Below are 17,127 nucleotides of genomic sequence, written 5' to 3'. Positions count from 1 at the left end.
ATAGGTACGTGCAGTGACGCTGACGCGGTCGTTTCGCCCCGGTCCCCGTGCGACGACACGCGTCGGATCTAGCCCACACCCAACACTCCGGTGTGGGCATCACTCCTCTACTGCAACACCTGGAGGTGAAACACTCATTCGAACAAAGAAAACCAAACACTAGGACACTCCGTTCACTCCTTGGACGCGGGTGGGAACGCGTCCAGACCCATCTATGGGTTCTCCTGGGACATCTCTGCTCAATGCGACCAAACTCGGTTGCACGACGCAAAGATGTTCTTGGTGCGTTCCTCGGGTATTGCTCACCGTGGCAAGTCACGCCCGCCGCGTGGCAGGTAGCCACGACCTGAGTTCACCCCTGAGGAAGAGCCGCGCGCGTTGTGACTGCACGCGAACCTGAAGCCTTCAGGCTGTACCGCTCGCGGTGCTTGCGGTACTCGCACCGAGCCCAGACACAGCACTCTGGTCCAATGCTGTGAGGCTCTCAGAGTCCAAATCCCGCAAGCAGTCGAAACACCACGTTTCGGCAACCGTCACAACACTTCTTCGTCCGGACCACTTTTCGTACTTTCACTCCGCTTTTTCTTTTCATCAAATCAAACACTTTTCATAACCTCCTCCCACAACTGAACTAAGTATGCAACAAAACGTTGCCGCGCCGCTTCGATGCGGCGCGATTCAGCACTTAGAACACCAGTGCGTCCTCGACAGGACGCAAAAAAGCGTTTGGGGAAGCCGTAGCAGGCCGGGTGGAGGCTTCCCCAAACATGCAAGCCCGGATTGACCCCGATACGTTCCTAGATGCACTGACACCTGTGAGCACCCTCGTCGATGAATGCAAGATGCATCTCACCGACGACGGCATCGAAATCCGTGCAGTTGACCCCGCCAACGTTGGGATGGTCGATCTCGATATCGGGGTGCGCGCATTCGAAAAATACGACGCTAACGGGAGTACCATTGGCGTGAACCTGAATCAACTGATGGATCAGGTCAAAAGCATCTCGAATCAGCCGATGGATGAAGTGATGCTTACACTCGCTCTCGATGATGAGACGCGGAAACTCAGTCTCAGCGGCGGTGCAATGGAATTCAAACTCGCGCTCATTGACCCAGAGAGTATTCGTGATGAACCTGACCTCCCAGAGCTCGACCTGCCTGCCGAAGCAGTCCTCGAGGCCGACTGGCTCACTCAGGGTATCAACGCTGCGAATATGCTCTCGGACCACATGACTTTCGGAGTCAACAAAGACGACCGCGAGTTGTATATGCGAGCCGAAGGCGACACTGACGATTGGGATCTCTCACTGAATGACCGTGATGAAGGACTGATCGACATCTCGTCTGGTGCTGCACACAGCGTGTTTGCTGTGGACTATCTCAACGACATGAAGAAGGCAATGCCAGACGATGCCGAAGTCACGATGCAGCTCGGAGAAGAATTCCCGGTCAAGATGTTCTTCAGTCTCGCAGATGGGCACGTAGACACGCAATACATGCTCGCACCACGCGTTCAGAGCGACTAATCGCCATCTCTCTTTCTTTTTGCTTCCATCTCGATCAGCACTGGGACAGACCTAAACTGCGAAGCCCAAGCGTTCTTCTTTCACGCACCCATTAAAACGACTATGACGAGTGACGAGGCACAACTCCCGAAAGATCCAGTGGCATATGTAGAAAACAACTTGCTCGGTAAATCATTCGATACACTTGAAAGTCACACTGCACGAAAATCTGCTCTCGGCGACACTACTCGATACGCGATCGTCTACCTCCTTGCTGAATATGGAGAACTCCCAAAATCGCAACTGATGGCCGCTGCTGACTGCACATCAAATAATTTCACCGAAGTAATAACGCCATTGGTTGAAACAAATCTCATTGAGCAGATCCCAACGCCAGCTGACAATGATGCAAAGGACTACCGGATCACAACACTAGGACAACAAGCAATTCAACACGATAAACACCAGATCAACGGAACACACTCTTCACAGAAGTAGCGTGCGCGTCTCGCTAATAGAGTGCACGCGCACGCATCTGGCATTCGCCCGCGCACTCAGACCACAGTACCCGAACACTCCCCATCTCAAACCACCGGCATTAAGGCGTCGACGGACATATGAAAAGATAGATGGTGCAACGCCCGCTAAGCAGTCGTTTTTCACGGTTTACACATGACTCAACCTCACTCTAACACATCTACTGACGACCGCTTATCAGCCGTGAATGCAATCAAGGCAGCAGCTGACAATATCACGGCAGCCAGCGTGCCCAACAATGACCCAGTGAATGACTGGATTGAAACGCACGGGCTCTCCCGAAACGGAGAAGAGAAAACTATCATTGCCCGGCAAGCAGCATTCACTGTTTGTCTTCGGTTTACCTATCTTGAAGCAGCGCACGCCGTGAATTCTGCAAATCTCACGCCAGAAAAATATAGGGCTCTGGTTACAGAACACGCCGCAGTCGAACATGGATTCCCAGATTGGTTTCTCTTAGATGAACTTGCCGTATCTGCCGATAGTACAACTTTCACAGCACTTTCCAAAATAACCAGCATCTTCACTTCGGCAACTAACCCGAGTGATACCATTGGAGGTGTTTATGAGGAATTAGTCGGACATCAAGAACGATGGCGACTCGGGCAATTTCGAACTCCTCCCGTTATCGCGGAAACAATGGCATCGCTCGGTATTGAGGACGGTACAGAATCTGTATTAGCGCCTGGGCTTGGTGCTGGAGCACTTGCATACGCTACTGCGCAGGAAAAAGACCAATATGGGAACAAAACAACGCTAAGCGACATCCACGGTATCGACACCGATCCATTAAGTCTACTCATGGGCGGCACTGCTTTTGCACTGAGCAATCTAAAGGGGGACCCCAGTCTCATTTGTGACGATTTCTTTGGAGTGACACCTGCACTCACACCGGACACTGACGTTGTCATTTCAAATCCACCATACACACGGCATCATGAACTCACTGAAGCCCGGAAATCAGACCTCAATGAGCAGATATCTACCGAGGCTAACGTCGATTTATCGATGTTGTCTCCACTGTCTGTGTATTTCACAGTGCATGCCACGCAATTTCTCGAACCTGGCGGAACCGCAGTGTTCCTCACACCAGCTGATCTCCTAACAACAGATTACGGGGAAGCGTGGAAACGCTTCTTGCTTAATCATTACGCGATCGACGGATTTCTCTGGTTTGATCAAAGCGAAATGTCATACTTCGATGATGCCCGAACTACGTCACTAGTGACTGTTGCAACACGTTGTGATGGCTCTGGAAAGTCACCAGTAAGCTTTGTTGATGTCACTGAGTACCCCGGTGCTGAAACCCTTCGTGATGCGGTTAACAACGACACTAACGTAAACCCAAACTGGGGAGATATAACGACTATCGATCAAGAAGAACTAACCGCTGAAAACGACTGGGACATCCTATTCAACGGTGGCGCAATTGAATGGGACACTGACCTACTCGTACCCTTCAATGAACTTGGGCGTGTTTCACGTGGGATTGCTACGGGCCAAAATTCGTTTTTCTGTCTTAGCGAAAGCGACCGATGCGGAGAAACCAAACACCATTCGTGGACCATTGATGAATCAGTTCTCGCACCGGTAATTCGGCAGGCACAACTCATTCCACATTACGATTACCGGAGGTCCGATTGGGAAGCACAACGTGATGCTGATAAAGAAGTCTGGTTACTATACTATCTTGATGAGTTACGCTGGGATCCAACATACTTCGCTGAAGATATTCGAGATGAAGCGACATCGCAAAACCAACTAACGTCATATGTAGACTCTCAAAACACCACTGAGAAAACCAATTTCTCTCACCCAGACGTTATAGAATATCTGAAAGCAGGAATGCGACAAGAGAATCCACCTCATGAAACACACTTAGCGTCTAACCGGAATCCATGGTACCGGATTAATCGGCGCGACCCAGCTCCGATTCTATACACAAGCATGACTCGTGGACAAGGCCGGTTCATTCACAATAAGATGGGAGCGCGTAATCTCAACAATCTCCATTCTCTATATCTCGATATCGAACTCTCAGAGACAGAATTAGAAGCGCTGTTAGCTTATCTAAACAGTGACTTCGCTATCCAGATCGTGAAACAAAACGGGCGAACACTAAGTTCTGGAATGGATAAAGTAGAACCTGGTGACCTTGATAAACTCCCCGTCATAGACCCACGGAAACTCCCTTCTGAGATAGTGAAAACACTAGCCTCTGAATTCGATGACCTTTGTGAAGCAGCACGATCAGATGACCACGAAGAAACCGCGATACGCCAAGAAATCCGCACAACACTATCCAAAATCATTTCTCAGTGAACTCCCCTCCCCTACTCACCCACGTTAGCGGATTCCTTAAGGGCAGGGCTTCCTAACTCAACGACGCCACGTGCACTAAGAAAACTAAGTAGTGGACTACAACCTCAATTTTCGAGGTTATACGTCAGCTGGATGCTGACATCTCCGTTCAATACAATGTTGACTTTCCCATCATCAAGGCTAACTGCATTCGACAGGTCAGACGGTTTCGTAGTGCTGACTTGAAGCTGTTGACTGTCTGAATCAGTGGAATTTGCATAATAGAGATATGCTTTTTCGCCACTGTCTAGCTGTGAGAGTGTTGTCGCCCCAGACAGACTCACCCCTTGACGAACACTAATGCTAGTGCCGTCAGCGACAGGTGCCCCGCCATTATGAGTGAGTGTGATCAGTTTATTATTTTCACTGAAATCAGCCGTGACGGCTGGAATGTTCTGCATCCATTCTGGTTTCTCAGCAGTTGCTGAGCCATAATCCGTGACTTCATACTCTGCAAGAGGACTGTCTTTTGTCGGGGTTGTAACAGTAGAACCCAAAATCACACCATCCGGCGTAATATGCATCGTTGACTCAACTTTAGCTGATTCACCATCAAGTTGAGTCTCTTGCGTTGCGGTGAGCTCCACAACGTCCTGCCCATTAACCGTCGTCATCCCTGCAACACTGTAATTGAGTTGTTGCATGGAGGAATTAAGATAGGCGTAGGCAGTGAACTTCCCAACGCTAGTTATGAAGTTCGCAGTCCCCATACCGTGAGTGCGCGTATAGTTAGCACCTTGAGGGGCGTCAGACCGATCCATGTTGAGGTACTTCCCATTTTTCCAGATACTACTCGTGCGCCGCACACCGTTCTTGTCTATGCCCGTTATATCGATCCGGTGCTGATCTTCACTTGGTTCAATAACCTCAACGATATTCACCTGTTCAGCACCTGAAGACGTTGTTGAACTACTGTTGTCTAGTTCACTATAACCACTGTTCACCGCGATTTTTGACCGGTAAGCGGTGCCATTGAGTTGCTCGATGTGAGTATCAATGAGTTTTGTACTATTTTGAATGCCATTCGTAGTGACACCTGCTGGGAGATTGTCTCCGGTAACGGTCTCTGTAGACGGGTCAGAGTCTTCTACCCCCATTGCAGTGTCTTCATTTGGCGCAGTCGTGTCAGTCCCAGTGAGCCCACTGCATCCGGCAGTAGTTATTAGGACTCCGACAAGGAGAAGCGCCAGAAGTTTTTGCTTCATGATCCAATCTCAATTTCCCGCACCAACATCTTAAATCCTTCCAACCACATCAACACGACAAAAAATTTCTTTGACCGGTTTCATCGCTGCAACACCCTATCTTTTATCAGTGTCAAATGAAAGAATAACAAATAACCAGTCATGTCTATCGGGAAAAAGCCCCGAGGCCAAGACTTCAAAGTGAAATTCGAAAAAGGAGAATGGGCAGAAAACCGACTCATCGAAAGCATCAACCAACATCCAGACCTCATCCCAATCCAATACGGAATCTCCCGTAACGACGCCCTCTACACCGAACAAGGACTCGATAACGTCAAAGAACCACGCGTTGACGAACTCAAACGACCTGACATTCTCGTCTTTCATACGAAGACATTTGCTGAACTCCCTACTGAACTCACCTCTATCTTCCATCAGTACAATTCTCTTAGTCCAGACGCCCGTAAGCCATACCTGAAAACCATTGACAGCCTCAACCTCCCAAATTACGCTGTCATGGCGATCGAAGCAGAGGCCAGCATCTTCAACACATCCAAACGAGAATTTGAGAGCTCTCTATCTGCATACGTGAAAGACGAAGACCTCCCACGACTCACCAACTGGTGTAACGCTTACACCGTTCCACTTCGCGTCTGTCAACTCTTCTACGACTGCGGATATATAATCCCCTTCAAAGCATACCAACAACACGAATCTGCCGCAAAATCAGCCTCCTGCACAGCTCCCTATGGAATCACACACGATTCTATCCCCAATCTACCTAACAAATCTGGTATTCAAATCGCAGTTGATGATTTCCCTCCAGCAACCAAATTCGGCGACTTCAAAACACCCCCAGAAGTCATCTGCGACACTAAAGACGGCGCCAAACAGTGCACCTACACTTGGAACAAAAATGGGAAACTCGACGCATCAACTCCTACCAGTGATTCCGAACCACGATTCAATGGCGGAAAATTCAACGATGAAGCAACAAAAAGACTTGCAGCGTGGTGTGAAGATCCAGACTCAAAGTAGGTCCCTGGCGCGCCACAGACAAGGTTCATGAAGCGCGCCAGGGCTTCAGGCCCAGGACTACCAAACCACACTCTTCCATGACACGAATAAACCCCTCATCGGCACCAACGCCAACACTCGGTCAGGTATCGCTCATCGCGCTATTCGTCACAGCGCTGGTAACTGCACAGCTCACTGCCGCAAAAATTCTTCAATTCACACTCCCTTTTTCTCTCCCAATCACAGGGAACGCCCTTATTCTCCCAGGGGCAGCTGTCGCATATGCTCTAACCTACTTTGCTACAGATTGTTACAGTGAACTGTACGGGCGACGCGCCGCACAATACATCGTCAACGTAGGATTCGTGATGAACGTAGTCCTCTTAGCCCTCGTCTGGACAACTATCACTGCACCAGCCGCCCGCAGCAGCATTGACCCTGCAATGTTCGAAAACGTCCTCGCGGCGTCTACAAACATCGTTGCCGCATCGCTCATCGCATATATTGTAAGCCAAAACACTGACGTCTACCTCTTCCATGCAATCCGCGACCAAACGTCTGGCAAACACCTTTGGCTTCGAAATATCGGATCCACAGCAGTAAGTCAAGCAATTGACACAGTGATCTTTGTTGTCGTAGGATTCTGGCTGGCTCCGCAATTTCTTCAGTCTGGGGTTGTCCTCCCAGCCGCAGTGCTCGCCCAGTTACTCGTAGGACAATATATCCTAAAAGTCGGTGTTGCCATTCTTGACACACCATTTGTCTACGGCACAATCGCCCTTCTCGAAAGACATGATCAGCGACCCGCAGCTGACACATCAACTCCCCAACGCTAATAAATACCGCCTCTCCTAATACGAAACGCAACGACAACCACACCTAATCACACTCTAACCAAAATCTATGAACGAACACCCTGAACCCGCCCTAAACAACCGCTTCCCACAAACAATCGACGCCACACAGTTTTCCTACACAGACAATCTCGCACATCTCGCAATCGACGCCCCCATCATCTCCGCAGCCCTCCGACATGATATCCGGGGGATGGCACCGGTACGATTCCAAGCTTGCTTCCGCAACGTCCGTGCCAAAATGCGAGAATGCACACAAGGTGAAGATGGGCCACCAGCTGATATACCACCTGAACAAGTCAGAACTGGGACGAACACTCGGTTCTTCGTTATTGGAACACAGCTTGACACACACCAGATCCCAGCATCCCGCGAAGACCGGACTGCACTTGCAGATGACACACCACTCCTCCTCGACGCAGAACTAGCATTCATCTGCACCACCAACGATGAAGACGAGATCTTTGTTGAGCAAACTACTGATACCATCGAGGAATACAACTACCTCCTTCTCGCAGTCATGCATGGGTCTACACTACCTGGTGTCGGCAGCATCCAAACCGCATCATTTGATGGACTCCGTGCGTACTTCGATAAAACACTCGAAACCCGAGAGCAAATTCTCGCACAGAATGACAGATTCTACGGGATATATCAATCTCTCATTGGTGCGTGCCTCCAAGAATACGCACCCAACCGCCGAAACTCAGAATAACCAACTCGGAATATTTTCGCGTGAAACGGGTTTCAGAGTAGCGGAGAGGAAAGTAGGGGCACAGCAAAAGCGCCGGGCGGGCAGCAACATATCACATGACGCCCGCCCGGCGCACCACCCCAAGTACTCCCACGAGGTGTTATACTCAACCATGATTGAAGATTTAGAAACCCGTACAAAACGCCGCATCAAACACTACAAAAAGATCCACGGCCTCACCGACCCGACCACGATCGCTGGACACCTCACTCGTGAACTCGGCGACGAATTCAACTCCGTCGACGAGATCATCACGCTGATCGAAGAAACTGACGTCGCCGAGATTGAACATCCAGAACCAGGTGATGAAACCCAGTCAGCCACAGCAACTGAATCTACAACCAACTCTGGAACCAGCGCTGAGCAAGAACCTGAAAGTAACACTGAATCTGATATTCCCACGAGATCGCTCCCCGGGTCTGACTCAGAATCTCCCACCGACGCTACAACCACTTCGACTACCAACCGTGAAACCGCCGGTAGCACATCTTCAATGTCGCATAGTGAAGACACTGCTGCCAATAGTGACAGCGGCACGTCGGAATCAGAATCCGAGGTTCCGCAGACGGCAGACGATATTTTGAACCGCCTCGATACCACTGATTCTTCGACGAGTACTTCCGAAGATACGGACAAGGGTGACTCAGACTCAAGTGCGAAAAGCACAGGTGAACAGCACTCCGAAACTACTGACGAACCCGATGACGAAATCAACTTCGCGCAAGAATCACTCGTGTGAAACGACCGTACCAGTCCACTCATGACAAACGCTACGCGCACCGATTCTGATGCACGCACTGCTTCCTGGTCAACTGGTCCTGTCCGATGGGACAATGTTGAAAACGATACTCTTGGCACCAGTACTTTTCAAAAAGTCCTGTACAATCCAACCCAACTAGATGCCAAGATGCCAGTGAATTATCGGACTCAGAAAACCCGTGACGGCACCCCCGCGTCGCACGTCACGTCCTCATATGCGGAACGGCTCCCCAGTGTCGAAACTGTCGCTGAACTCCTTGCAATCACGAACAAACGCCGCAGCGACATTGACTCGGAAACCGCTGGATCACCTCGAGAATGCGTTGCCGTGATCCCAGAGCCTGACTCAATGGAATCACACCGTGACGAATTCGAAGCCGGATCTCGGTCTTTTGAACCGGCATTCAACCGTGTCCCGTTTTTCGATGAACGCATCGTCGGGAATCACGGTCTCAGCGCAGCTTACGGACTCGTCATCAATGATGCGCGGTTTAGTGATGATCCAGACTACGACTATGACTGGAATGCTAACTACAACACTGGCGCTGTCACCATCACTGTCGAAAAACTCACCGCCTGAGTTGACACACCGTTTTCTTTCTTACCACGCTAGGTTTTAACGGGAAATCAGCACTACGCTGTGGTGATGAGGTCCTCTACTGCCCAGCAAGGCTTATCTCCACCTAACTTCTTTTGGGTGTTCTCCGAAAGTGGCCCAATTGATTGCCTCCCGTCAAATTTGAACGTACTTGTCTCAGCCGGTGTTGCTTGGGAAAACAGCTCTGCCGACAAGTTCGGGACTGTGTGGACACCGCGGTCGCCGGATAATGTCTTTATTGACAGTGGCGGGTATCAAGCGGTGTCACGATGGGGAGGTGAATACCCATATTCGCCAACCGAACTTTTCGAATACGCTTCTCAAATGGGCGCAGAGTACGTAGCAACAATGGACTTGGTGTGCGATCCAAATGTTGAATCTGACTTGTCGTCAACAGAACGAATTGAGCAAACTGTGGAGAACACCACGGAAGTGGTTGCTGCGTATGAAGCCAGTAGTACAAACTACGATTTTCAATTAGTCCCGGTAATCCAAGGGTGGAAGCCGCGTGAATACTTAGAGTGCGTAGATGCATTCCGGGATCGCGGGTTGATTCGTGAATACATGGGTATCGGGAGTGTGGCGCGGAAACACGCAAACGATGAAATCCATGAAATCCTCACGCGATTAAACAACAACCTGCCATCAACCGATTTCCATCTTTTCGGTGCGAAACTTTCGATTGTGCGTGACCACCGATTCTGGGGGCAATTTGAGAGTTGTGACTCCGCAGCATGGCGGTTCCGCCCATCAGAACTTGGCCGTGACAAGATGTATGCCGAAAGCAAACACGAGAAAACGAAATTCTTCTACACCTACAAGCAGAAAATCAACCACGCGAAATCCCAGATGCAAGCCCAAACAACTCTCTTCTGACCACACAATACCCACCCCCGTTCTAACCCTTAAGCCTGAGTACTGAGTACATATGGGTATGTCAAGCGCACCACCAACGGAGTCTCTTAACGACATCCTTGACACCGCTGGTGACACCCTGTACGGGCTCAATCACCACCCCTCCACCATCCAGGCACTCGTCGAAGCACTCGCCAATCACGAAACACCGCCAACAACACACCTTCTCGCCAAGAAACGAACGTTCAACGACGCATTCGACCCGTTCTGGGTTGGTGCCACTGCGAGCGATCTTATCGCTACCGACACATTACATTGCCATCTCAGTGAGTCTGGGCATGCACCAATATTCGTTTCAGATGCTGGCATCGAAAGCGTGGTATTCGCAACTCCAATCACTGAACTCCCTGGGACGGACAGCGTCGATGCAGCTAACATTCCGATCGTCCGCATTACCGGTAATGGAGAAACCCCGTCGGAGGCCCTCGATGTGCTTTCCGAAGTAATCACTGAGACAGAACCATACGAACTGTACACCCCACCACTCTCGGACACGTTAGATGCCATGGAGAACCATTTCAACACTGAGATACGAGAAACATTCCGTCGAGGCATCAAACACGTCTACTTGCATGATAGCCAAGCAGATTACGTGTATGTCCCCACTCTAGTTGCGGCAATGTATGACCTGCAATATTACGACCTTGGTCTGTGGGCTGAGATGAGCGAATTCTCCAGTAAAACCACACTATCACGTGCAAAAACCCCGCTTGAGGAACAAGACATCATCACGACGGAACCCAGTGAAACTCCTCAAAGACGAACTCCTCAAGGACGACCACGTCAGAAACTCACCCTCACTGAAGAGTACACTCCCATCGACGACATCACCACACTTCTCGACAGTGTAGAGTGACTAGACGAGTCGGACAACCCCAGCTTCGTCGGCATCTGCCTGGATTTCCGTAAGAGCAGGACCAGCAACTCCGGTTGCTCGGAATGGTGCAACTGTATCCAATTCACGAAGACTCGCACGAGCGTCGCTAACGTTATTACTGACGCTTTGCTGAGTGTTGCCGCGCGTTGCTGCCCAGTCTTTCTGTGTGAACTCAACTTGACTTGTGAGGTGTTCTGGGATTGGACGACTACCTTCTTGGCCCACTGCGCGTTTCGTCAGTGCGTAGTCCAGAGTCTTTGCTGCACTTGGCAGCGCAGCTGCATACGCTTGGATGATTGACCGTTCGAGACCACGGACGACACGGAGGAAATCTCGCGTACTAACTTGGCTAAGACTCGTGATTTCAACATCATGCTCGGTGTCGGCAAGGTCTGTGTACCCGACATCAGTTCTCCGAACGCGATCGTTCTCGACGAATATCTTTGCGTACAGACGCACATCTCCCCCACAGTATGCGCGAGTGAACACACAGTAAGAATTGTTATGGGCATCAGATGCATCTTCGACAATACTGACTTCCCACCCAGATGGAATGCAGGCAATCACATCGCTGAGGACAGTGTTCTCTGCGATCTGGATGGTGTTCGTGCCATCTTCAGTGGTATGAAACGTGTGATTAGGGGTGTTTTTGTCTGCACGGTCGTCAATTTCTCGCACGGTCATTAGTATGTTTTCGAGACCTCGAGCGGCCTGTTCGTAGTATTCAGGGTGGAACGTGAATTCGCTGGTCGGGGCTTCAACGCCAACGCCGTGAACGTGGTGGAATGTGTCCTCGTTCATAACACACCCTCTACTAAGAGAGAGTCTTAGTTAATGGCTTGGGTTTTTCAAAAACGGGTCGCAAAGAAAACGGTGAGGCCGGGATTCGAACCCAGGAACCGCCTTACGGCGGGACCGACTCTCAAGGTCGGCGCAATCGGCCGCTCTGCCACCTCACCAGCAGACTTGAACCCCCGACGTAACGCTTTGGAGACGTTCGCTCTAGCCGGACTGAGCTAAGTCCCCTATGTGGACTGCTCGGTCATCACACAGCAATGCGGTCAATTTGATGGACCGAGTGGCCAGATGAGAATTGCGCTGATGAAAAGGAAACTTGTGACGAAATATGGTGCGTAGTCCCCGGAAATCGCCATCGATTCATTTCTGATTTTCACAAGACAACGGCTTATATGATAGCCCCGATCACCAACGAGATAACAACTGGATTCCATACTTCTCAGATTCAATCTGAGGTCACAAACGTGTGCGCGCCAGTGCCTGGCAGGACTACAACACAGGACCGCTGTGCGGGCACTGACGCGGCACTGTCAGTGCCCAGCGTACCATCCAAGGACACCCCGGGCGAATTGAGACAGTAGTCTCAATGCCCGGTTCACGACGCCGTTTGATGCCAAGGCACTGGCGCGCCGTCAACGAAAGCGGGTGCACGGCGCGCCACAGCCTGGTCTTAGTCCGGGAGAGCAGCACCCCTGGTCAGAACCAACAGAGTGGGAGAATGCGCGTCGTCAACCCAAACAACTGTGCCGAACCAATAACTCCACTATGAATACCACTTGTTTCGAAAACCGACTCCGAAACCTAGTCGCAGTAAAGGACATTCCAAACACTGAATTCACACCTGACACGTTCCGCTTCGGGGACTACTTCGACAAAGAACACATCCGCGAAAGCCACGCTGGTGATCTGGATGCCGACAATGTTGACGCATTGGTTGACCAAGCGTTCACTCCGTACCGTGTGTACTTCGCTGGAGTCACCGAGATCTCCGTGACTATCTCAGACGAAGATATGGTCGTCTGCGATGTTGAAGTCCAGCTCCCGGATGATGAAGACAGGCAACGGTTACTTGCAGAACTTGTCGCCGACGCTTGGGCACGTCGCTGCGAACGCTGACACTCTACTCAACGCAACGAGCACCGCGCCGTTCCGGCCCGGCAGACACACGCACCCCGGGGTGGGTACACGTCCGTAGGCGTGCACCCCCCGGGGTTTCGAGACAAACTGCTTACTGAATCGTCGCACCGCGACCGCGTTTAGCGCGATCGGGCCGGCAGGACACTATCGACTCTCAGTAGACGTGAACTGCGCCAACTTGAGAGAGATGTATCCCGCATGGGTTACCTGCATGTACTGGTTCAGACCTTATAAACATTAGGTTATGTGTGCTGGTGCACCCAAAGTCGGTAAGGCTAGGATATTTACCTGACTCGGGGATACGATGTGGTGATGGTAGACCACTCAACTGATCATGCAGCGCTCGCCAAATACAGCTTTCTCGCCGGCGTCCTCCTATTTGCTGGCGGGATTCTCGGCAGTTTCTTCCTCGGCACCGACAGTCACAGTGGATTAACCCTCCTGTCTGCCGCTGGAATCCTCATTGGGCTCTGCGCACCGATCTTCTTCGGAATCGTCCAACCCCTTCGAACTGGAAACTAATCCACGGTACCCATCACAAAAGTCTACAGGCTGAGCAGGGCGAATACCTCGGGGTCAGCCCCGAGGCAGTTCACAACATCTCCCGTGAACAACACAGGTCTTTCACTACCAGAAAACAGGTAACAGTCACTTCACAGCTACTTTCTCAGGTTTCAGAAGACCAGCAATCACGCAGCCTGCACTTGTTTTTCGGCCTTCACGACCTCGACACGCTCTTCTTCAGACAGTGAAGCCTTATTCTCCTTGAGATCCTCAGCAAGTTGCACGTACTTGTGCTTCAACTCTTGGTATTCCCCATGTGTTTGTAGCAGATGCTCCGCATGGTTGTTCTGGAGTACGTTCATCTTCTCCGCAACACTGAGAAATTCTCGAACCTCATCTTTCATGCGGTCGCGCTCAAGCATATCCTTGAGCGCTTCAACGAGTGTCTCTCTGTCAATCGGCTTTGTGAAGTAATCGTCAAAGCCCATGTCAGTGATGTCACGGTCCGGATTAACTGCGGTCACCATGATAACCGGCGCATCAAGTCCTCTTTCACGAGCTTCCTCTAGCACCTCGTCACCATACTTTTGCGGAAGTCGCCTGTCGAGCACCACTACGTCAACATCCTCATCCCATTTCTCAATCGCTTCTTTCCCATCATTCGCCTCTCTAAGAGTGTTAACTTTCCCTTCAATGAAATGCCGATACATTTCCCGCAAATCTGCCTCGTCTTCCACAATCAAGACAGTGCTATCTCCCAGCATTATCCAAGTGTTCCCATTCTACTGGGATAAAACTAAGGTGCGCTTTCCTCCCTACTGAACATCCAAGCACTGAATTTCTTCAATGTCGTGAACTACCCCTGCCTACTCAGCAACGCTTCGCGTTGCTTCCTTGAGGCAGGGGCTTCCTGGTTCAACGACGCAACTTGCAGAAACAGACTCTCGTTGAGCCTGCTCCACAGTGGTCGCAGTCTCCGCAGGCGTTGTCGCTTCGGAGTGACCCACTCCTAGCTTCGACAAACCGCGTTCCCAGACATTCAATGCAGCATTATAATCCCGATCAACTGTGTAGCCACAACTCGGACAGGAGTGTTCCCTGACCCACAGCGGTTTCTCGGTTTTCACACCACACTGGGAGCATTCCTTCGTTGTATCTGCCGGGTCCACCTCTACGACGTGACAGCCACGCTTGCGTCCATGGTGTTTGAGGATCGTGATGAAGTCACGCCACCCAACCTCGTGGGTGTTCCGAGCACTCCCTGCATTTTCCAGCATTGACTTCACGTTCAGATTCTCGACGAACACAGCGTCGTATTCACGAGTATAGAACGCGGCGAGTTTGTGTTTGAAGTCATCTTTCTTGTTGGACATCCGCTGATGGACTTCAGCCACTCGACGGCGTTGTTGCTCCCAGTTGTTGCTTCTGTGTTCTTTCCGAGAAAGGGAACGCTGTTCCCGTTCTAGTCGGTCTCTGTCAGCAGACAAATCCAGTCTCTCAATTCCCCGCCCATCCGAATCGTGGACGAACTTGAGAATCCCGAGATCCAACCCCACAGTATCCTCGGCGTCTATTTCACTCGGTGCTGGCTTCTCGGGGGTGTCTTCTTCGACGTTGAGACAGGCGTACCACGCACCTGTTTTGTCCTTTTTGATTGTGGCGTGTTTGACCTCAGTCTCGTCTGGGATCGGTCGGTGAAGTCGTATCGGTACGTCGATGGTATCACCGTTGACTTTCTTGAGTGTCAAGAGTCCACGGCCGTTGGGGCCACTCTTCTCATCGAGTTCGAAACCCCGCTGACGATACGTGAAACTCCGGTACTCATGCGGTGCTTTCCAGTTCAGCGACCCAACATCGAATCCGTTCTGTTTGAGTTTGCCGAGGTTTTCGATGTTGGTGGCGATCTGCTCAACAGCCTGTTGAAGCACTGTCGAGTAGACGTTATTCAGGTCGGTCCACCAGTCTTTCAAATCCGGGATTTCATCACGGACCTGTGTGACACGCTGTTTGACCGTGCCAGCGGATTCTGGAATCCGGTTGAATCGGTGGAGTGCGTGGTTGTAGAGTTGCCGCACGGTATCACGCACCCAGTCCAGTTGCTCCCGCTGCTGGCTGTCAGGAAACAACCGATACTTGAGTGCGTAATCCATGCGCCGTACCTTGATTATACACCTGTAGAAAGTTAAATGTAAGCATCCCTCGCAGGGCGATTCATCCCCACCCTACTCGCTCCCATTCGGTCGCTCCTAGAGGGTGGGGGCTTCTCGCCCAATCCGCTAACCGTTCTCCACCTCGCAAACATTTTAACTGCCGCGCCGGTAGGTCAACCCAATGAAAGCCACCGAAATACTGGAATCTCTTGGGGACAAGTACAGCCTCCAAATTCTTGAAGCAGCAGACACCCCCATCAATGCAGCCGATATACACGAAAAATACGACATCCCAATCGCTACCTGTTACCGCCGCATCGACGACCTCGTAGAACAAGGACTCCTCGAAGAATACGACAGTGAACTGAACAGCAACAGACGGCGCGCAACAACATACAAGCGCACCATCGATGAAATAACCGTCAATTTCTCAGACGACAACACTACAGTCGAACTTGAAGAACACACCCCAGATAACACTCCCAGTGACCACTGGCAAAACACCGCCCAAGAAGTCGAAGCCCAGCACTCGCCTTGACCATCCTGCGCCTGAAGACGCAGGAATCCCGACCGCACCGCAAACATTGAGATAATAACCAACGCACACCTTTACTTGATCAGCAGCCCTATTCACCTCAAGGTGATTTCGATGCCAGCACAAGACGACATAGACACGAAAACAGTCCCCCTTGACGAGATCACCATCTCCGACATCCACAAATCACACTGGAAACACCGACTCGAGCAACCGAAAAACATCATCAAAGAAAAAGGCTGCATTGAAGACGTGATTCCAGTCGTTGAAACAACTGAACGTGGCTACGTAGCTACAACACGCATTTGGCGAATACTCGCTGCGAAACATCTCGACGAACCTGAGATTGACACTGTGGAAATCACCATCATGGAACCGAGTGAACTAGATGCATTAACACGTGCCCAACTCGGTGTCTTCACCTCTGATGACGCCGTCGACGACTCACACCAGACCACTCACATAGAACCAGAAAACAAAAAGCAACAGCAACTCTCCGAATTCACTAACTAGCAGTCTTCCAGTAGCGCTGCACACTCCTTGAGCGCCGCGCGGCAACAAAACAGGTGATCCGCGCGGCGCACCCCGTTCCCCGGAATACCACCTTCACGCTTCCTGAAACCGCACAGCGTACCAATAACC

18 protein-coding genes and 1 tRNA gene are annotated in these 17,127 nt (G+C 51.0%); 14 read left to right on the top strand and 5 right to left on the bottom strand.

Features of this window, described 5'->3' with window-relative positions; translation table 11 throughout:
* Nucleotides 1–767 precede the first annotated feature (767 nt).
* The 3 genes from QYL91_RS17025 (at nt 768) to QYL91_RS17015 (ending at nt 4,364) form a co-directional block, all read left to right on the top strand.
* Nucleotides 768–1,526: a DNA polymerase sliding clamp gene (locus QYL91_RS17025; protein WP_302083060.1), complete on the top strand. Its 759-nt coding sequence runs from the start codon at nt 768–770 to the stop codon at nt 1,524–1,526.
* Between the two features lie 102 nt (nt 1,527–1,628).
* Nucleotides 1,629–2,003 (top strand): helix-turn-helix domain-containing protein, encoded by a 375-nt coding sequence (locus tag QYL91_RS17020; protein ID WP_302083058.1) that lies wholly within the window; start codon nt 1,629–1,631, stop codon nt 2,001–2,003.
* Between the two features lie 174 nt (nt 2,004–2,177).
* The gene (locus QYL91_RS17015) at nt 2,178–4,364 is read left to right on the top strand and encodes an N-6 DNA methylase (RefSeq protein WP_302083055.1); all 2,187 of its coding nucleotides are present in this window, start codon (nt 2,178–2,180) and stop codon (nt 4,362–4,364) included.
* 104 nt (nt 4,365–4,468) lie between these two features.
* Here the strand turns inward: QYL91_RS17015 and QYL91_RS17010 are convergent, their stop codons facing one another.
* Nucleotides 4,469–5,608, bottom strand: a complete 1,140-nt coding sequence (locus tag QYL91_RS17010) for a hypothetical protein (RefSeq protein WP_302083053.1) — start codon at nt 5,606–5,608, stop codon at nt 4,469–4,471.
* Nucleotides 5,609–5,749: 141 nt separating this feature from the next.
* Between QYL91_RS17010 and QYL91_RS17005 the strand changes: the two genes are divergently transcribed.
* From QYL91_RS17005 to QYL91_RS16975, 7 genes are all read left to right on the top strand, one after another.
* Nucleotides 5,750–6,625, top strand: a complete 876-nt coding sequence (locus QYL91_RS17005; RefSeq protein WP_302083050.1) for an AccI family restriction endonuclease — start codon at nt 5,750–5,752, stop codon at nt 6,623–6,625.
* Between the two features lie 77 nt (nt 6,626–6,702).
* Complete coding sequence (locus tag QYL91_RS17000; RefSeq protein WP_302083048.1) at nt 6,703–7,440, top strand: queuosine precursor transporter; 738 nt, start codon at nt 6,703–6,705, stop codon at nt 7,438–7,440.
* Nucleotides 7,441–7,507: 67 nt separating this feature from the next.
* On the top strand, nt 7,508–8,173 hold the full coding sequence (locus QYL91_RS16995) for a hypothetical protein (RefSeq protein ID WP_302083045.1): 666 nt from the start codon (nt 7,508–7,510) through the stop codon (nt 8,171–8,173).
* A complete protein-coding gene (locus tag QYL91_RS16990) occupies nt 8,091–8,951 on the top strand; it encodes a hypothetical protein (protein WP_302083043.1) in 861 nt (286 codons plus the stop codon). Before QYL91_RS16995 ends, QYL91_RS16990 begins: the two co-directional genes overlap by 83 nt.
* Nucleotides 8,952–8,972: 21 nt before the next feature.
* Nucleotides 8,973–9,551 carry a hypothetical protein gene (locus QYL91_RS16985; RefSeq protein WP_302083041.1) on the top strand — a complete coding sequence of 193 codons (579 nt, stop codon included), beginning with the start codon at nt 8,973–8,975 and terminating at the stop codon, nt 9,549–9,551.
* Between the two features lie 66 nt (nt 9,552–9,617).
* Nucleotides 9,618–10,445 (top strand): deazapurine DNA modification protein DpdA family protein, encoded by an 828-nt coding sequence (locus tag QYL91_RS16980; protein ID WP_302083039.1) that lies wholly within the window; start codon nt 9,618–9,620, stop codon nt 10,443–10,445.
* A gap of 58 nt (nt 10,446–10,503) precedes the next feature.
* Nucleotides 10,504–11,340, top strand: a complete 837-nt coding sequence (locus QYL91_RS16975) for a transcriptional regulator TbsP domain-containing protein (RefSeq protein WP_302083037.1) — start codon at nt 10,504–10,506, stop codon at nt 11,338–11,340.
* Here the strand turns inward: QYL91_RS16975 and QYL91_RS16970 are convergent, their stop codons facing one another.
* Both QYL91_RS16970 and QYL91_RS16965 read right to left on the bottom strand, forming a co-directional pair.
* Entirely contained in the window at nt 11,341–12,162 is an 822-nt protein-coding gene (locus QYL91_RS16970; protein WP_302083034.1) for a hypothetical protein, read from the bottom strand.
* A gap of 70 nt (nt 12,163–12,232) precedes the next feature.
* Nucleotides 12,233–12,320, bottom strand: a tRNA-Ser gene (locus tag QYL91_RS16965).
* A 604-nt stretch (nt 12,321–12,924) separates the two neighbouring features.
* On the opposite strand from QYL91_RS16965, the gene QYL91_RS16960 reads away from it, so the two are divergent.
* Both QYL91_RS16960 and QYL91_RS16955 read left to right on the top strand, forming a co-directional pair.
* Complete coding sequence (locus QYL91_RS16960; RefSeq protein ID WP_302083032.1) at nt 12,925–13,275, top strand: hypothetical protein; 351 nt, start codon at nt 12,925–12,927, stop codon at nt 13,273–13,275.
* A 333-nt stretch (nt 13,276–13,608) separates the two neighbouring features.
* Complete coding sequence (locus QYL91_RS16955) at nt 13,609–13,818, top strand: DUF7860 family protein (RefSeq protein ID WP_302083030.1); 210 nt, start codon at nt 13,609–13,611, stop codon at nt 13,816–13,818.
* A 167-nt stretch (nt 13,819–13,985) separates the two neighbouring features.
* On the opposite strand, the gene QYL91_RS16950 is transcribed toward QYL91_RS16955, so the two are convergent.
* The gene (locus QYL91_RS16950; protein WP_302083028.1) at nt 13,986–14,564 is read right to left on the bottom strand and encodes a response regulator transcription factor; all 579 of its coding nucleotides are present in this window, start codon (nt 14,562–14,564) and stop codon (nt 13,986–13,988) included.
* A 102-nt stretch (nt 14,565–14,666) separates the two neighbouring features.
* A complete protein-coding gene (locus QYL91_RS16945) occupies nt 14,667–15,950 on the bottom strand; it encodes an RNA-guided endonuclease InsQ/TnpB family protein (RefSeq protein WP_302083026.1) in 1,284 nt (427 codons plus the stop codon).
* A gap of 181 nt (nt 15,951–16,131) precedes the next feature.
* Between QYL91_RS16945 and QYL91_RS16940 the strand changes: the two genes are divergently transcribed.
* Nucleotides 16,132–16,488: a winged helix-turn-helix domain-containing protein gene (locus QYL91_RS16940; protein ID WP_302083024.1), complete on the top strand. Its 357-nt coding sequence runs from the start codon at nt 16,132–16,134 to the stop codon at nt 16,486–16,488.
* A gap of 111 nt (nt 16,489–16,599) precedes the next feature.
* Complete coding sequence (locus tag QYL91_RS16935) at nt 16,600–16,998, top strand: hypothetical protein (RefSeq protein ID WP_302083022.1); 399 nt, start codon at nt 16,600–16,602, stop codon at nt 16,996–16,998.
* Nucleotides 16,999–17,127 lie beyond the last annotated feature (129 nt).

It is taken from the genome of Salinibaculum rarum (assembly GCF_030505615.1).
Lineage (GTDB): Archaea > Halobacteriota > Halobacteria > Halobacteriales > Haloarculaceae > Salinibaculum > Salinibaculum rarum.
Note: the sequence above shows the minus strand (reverse complement) of the source record. Positions and strands in the feature narration are given on the sequence as shown.

Bases quoted from the DNA above. Each gene is read 5' to 3' on its own strand.
- QYL91_RS16960 (WP_302083032.1), top strand. From the start codon at position 12,925: ATGAATACCACTTGTTTCGAAAACCGACTCCGAAACCTAGTCGCAGTA.
- QYL91_RS17000 (WP_302083048.1), top strand. From the start codon at position 6,703: ATGACACGAATAAACCCCTCATCGGCACCAACGCCAACACTCGGTCAG.
- QYL91_RS16985 (WP_302083041.1), top strand. From the start codon at position 8,973: ATGACAAACGCTACGCGCACCGATTCTGATGCACGCACTGCTTCCTGG.
- QYL91_RS16990 (WP_302083043.1), top strand. From the start codon at position 8,091: ATGACAGATTCTACGGGATATATCAATCTCTCATTGGTGCGTGCCTCC.
- QYL91_RS16995 (WP_302083045.1), top strand. From the start codon at position 7,508: ATGAACGAACACCCTGAACCCGCCCTAAACAACCGCTTCCCACAAACA.
- QYL91_RS17010 (WP_302083053.1), bottom strand. From the start codon at position 5,608: ATGAAGCAAAAACTTCTGGCGCTTCTCCTTGTCGGAGTCCTAATAACT.
- QYL91_RS17005 (WP_302083050.1), top strand. From the start codon at position 5,750: ATGTCTATCGGGAAAAAGCCCCGAGGCCAAGACTTCAAAGTGAAATTC.
- QYL91_RS16945 (WP_302083026.1), bottom strand. From the start codon at position 15,950: ATGGATTACGCACTCAAGTATCGGTTGTTTCCTGACAGCCAGCAGCGG.
- QYL91_RS16975 (WP_302083037.1), top strand. From the start codon at position 10,504: ATGTCAAGCGCACCACCAACGGAGTCTCTTAACGACATCCTTGACACC.
- QYL91_RS17020 (WP_302083058.1), top strand. From the start codon at position 1,629: ATGACGAGTGACGAGGCACAACTCCCGAAAGATCCAGTGGCATATGTA.
- QYL91_RS16955 (WP_302083030.1), top strand. From the start codon at position 13,609: ATGGTAGACCACTCAACTGATCATGCAGCGCTCGCCAAATACAGCTTT.
- QYL91_RS16970 (WP_302083034.1), bottom strand. From the start codon at position 12,162: ATGAACGAGGACACATTCCACCACGTTCACGGCGTTGGCGTTGAAGCC.
- QYL91_RS16980 (WP_302083039.1), top strand. From the start codon at position 9,618: ATGAGGTCCTCTACTGCCCAGCAAGGCTTATCTCCACCTAACTTCTTT.
- QYL91_RS17015 (WP_302083055.1), top strand. From the start codon at position 2,178: ATGACTCAACCTCACTCTAACACATCTACTGACGACCGCTTATCAGCC.
- QYL91_RS16950 (WP_302083028.1), bottom strand. From the start codon at position 14,564: ATGCTGGGAGATAGCACTGTCTTGATTGTGGAAGACGAGGCAGATTTG.
- QYL91_RS16940 (WP_302083024.1), top strand. From the start codon at position 16,132: ATGAAAGCCACCGAAATACTGGAATCTCTTGGGGACAAGTACAGCCTC.
- QYL91_RS16935 (WP_302083022.1), top strand. From the start codon at position 16,600: ATGCCAGCACAAGACGACATAGACACGAAAACAGTCCCCCTTGACGAG.
- QYL91_RS17025 (WP_302083060.1), top strand. From the start codon at position 768: ATGCAAGCCCGGATTGACCCCGATACGTTCCTAGATGCACTGACACCT.